2 protein-coding genes are annotated in these 2091 nt (G+C 69.5%); both read left to right on the top strand.

What is annotated here, in order from left to right:
* Positions 1–304 precede the first annotated feature (304 nt).
* A complete protein-coding gene (locus tag EEJ42_RS31940; protein WP_123105381.1) occupies positions 305–1888 on the top strand; it encodes an acyl-CoA carboxylase subunit beta in 1584 nt (527 codons plus the stop codon).
* A 25-nt stretch (positions 1889–1913) separates the two neighbouring features.
* On the top strand, positions 1914–2091 hold a 178-nt coding region (locus EEJ42_RS31935), incomplete at its 3' end, for an acyl-CoA carboxylase epsilon subunit (protein WP_184503368.1).

The following is a 2091-nucleotide window of genomic DNA, read 5'->3' as shown; positions in this document are numbered from 1 at the left end:
GCCCGACCGCTTCCACGCAGTCCTCACCCTGGCCAGCACACTCATCTGGCTCACACCATGATCGACAAGACGTCCCCTAGGGGCCGGCATCCGCCCGGCTGCCGACCATCCGGGTGGTAAAGCCCACCGGTTACGGGCTGTCGCCCACAAGATTGTGGGGTGCCGACAGGGCTCTCCACCCTTGCGGGTCCCAGGTAAGGGGAAATCCGCTGTCCAGTTCTGTTCCGCCTGCCCACGAAAACGGGCCCGACGTTGTATGGAATTGACATGCGTTTCCGGGGGTCGGGGAACGTACCGTCGTTCCATGACCAATCTCGAAGGTGCGCCCGAAGTGGCGAGTGACGTCCGCGGGCGCGTCGCCGAGCTGCACGCGATCCGCGAGCAGGCTCGGCGCGGCCCGAGCGAGCGGGCGACCGAGGCCCAGAAGGCCAAGGGCAAGCTGACGGCTCGCGAGCGGATCGATCTCCTGCTGGACGAGGGGTCCTTCAACGAGGTGGAGCCGCTGCGGCGGCACCGCGCGACCGGATTCGGGCTCGAGGCGAAGAAGCCCTACACCGACGGGGTCGTCACCGGCTGGGGGACCGTCCACGGGCGGACGGTGTTCGTGTACGCACACGACTTCCGGATCTTCGGCGGAGCGCTGGGCGAGGCCCACGCCACCAAGATCCACAAAATCATGGACATGGCCATCTCGGCCGGGGCGCCGCTGGTGTCCCTCAACGACGGCGCCGGGGCCCGCATCCAGGAGGGCGTCTCGGCGCTCGCGGGCTACGGCGGCATCTTCCAGCGCAACACCAAGGCGTCCGGCGTCATCCCGCAGATCAGCGTGATGCTCGGCCCGTGCGCCGGTGGCGCCGCCTACTCCCCGGCGCTCACGGACTTCGTGTTCATGGTCCGCGAGACGTCCCAGATGTTCATCACCGGACCCGATGTGGTCCAGGCGGTGACCGGGGAGAAGGTCACCCAGAACGGCCTGGGCGGCGCGGACGTGCACGCCGAGACCTCGGGCGTGTGCCACTTCGCGTACGACGACGAGGAGACCTGCCTGGAGGAGGTGCGCTACCTCCTCTCGCTGCTGCCGCAGAACAACCGGGAGAACCCGCCGGTCGCCGAGGCCGACGACCCGGCCGACCGGCGCGGCGAGTCGCTGCTCGACCTCGTCCCGGCCGACGGCAACCGCCCGTACGACATGCGCAAGGTCATCGAGGAGATCGTCGACGACGGCGAGTACCTGGAGGTCCACGAGCGCTGGGCGACCAACATCATCTGCGCGCTGACCCGGCTCGACGGCCAGGTCGTGGGCATCATCGCCAACCAGCCGCAGTCGCTGGCCGGAGTGCTGGACATCGAGGCGTCGGAGAAGTCCGCGCGCTTCATCCAGATGTGCGACGCGTTCAACATCCCGCTGATCACCTTCCTCGACGTGCCCGGCTTCCTGCCCGGCGTCGACCAGGAGCACGGCGGGATCATCCGGCACGGCGCCAAGATGCTGTACGCGTACTGCAACGCGACCGTGCCGCGGATCTCGGTCATCCTGCGCAAGGCGTACGGCGGCGCGTACATCGTCATGGACTCCCAGTCCATCGGTGCCGACCTGACCTACGCCTGGCCGACCAACGAGATCGCGGTGATGGGCGCCGAGGGCGCCGCCAACGTGATCTTCCGCCGTCAGATCGCCGACGCGGACGACCCCGAGGCCATGCGCGCGCGCATGGTCAAGGAGTACAAGTCCGAGCTGATGCACCCCTACTACGCGGCCGAGCGGGGCCTGGTGGACGACGTCATCGACCCGTCCGAAACCCGTGAGGTCCTGATCCGGTCCCTGGCGATGCTGCGCGACAAGCACGCCGACCTGCCGTCCCGCAAGCACGGCAACCCGCCGCAGTAACGCCCACGAGGGAGACGAAGACACCGTGAGCACGCCCACCGACATCGCCGATACCGCCGCCACGGCGGCCACCCTGGTCCGGGTCGAGAAGGGCCACGCCGACGCCGAGGAGCTGGCCGCGGTCACCGCCGTGCTGCTCGCCCGCGCGGCCGCCACCGCCGGTCACGCCCGTGACGGCGCCGCGGCCCGCCCGCGCCGCAGCG

The sequence above is a fragment of the Streptomyces botrytidirepellens genome (assembly GCF_003721215.1).
GTDB classification, from domain to species: Bacteria; Actinomycetota; Actinomycetes; order Streptomycetales; family Streptomycetaceae; genus Streptomyces; species Streptomyces himastatinicus.
The sequence above is the reverse complement of the archived record's forward strand: the minus strand, read 5'-3'. Positions and strand labels throughout refer to the sequence as shown.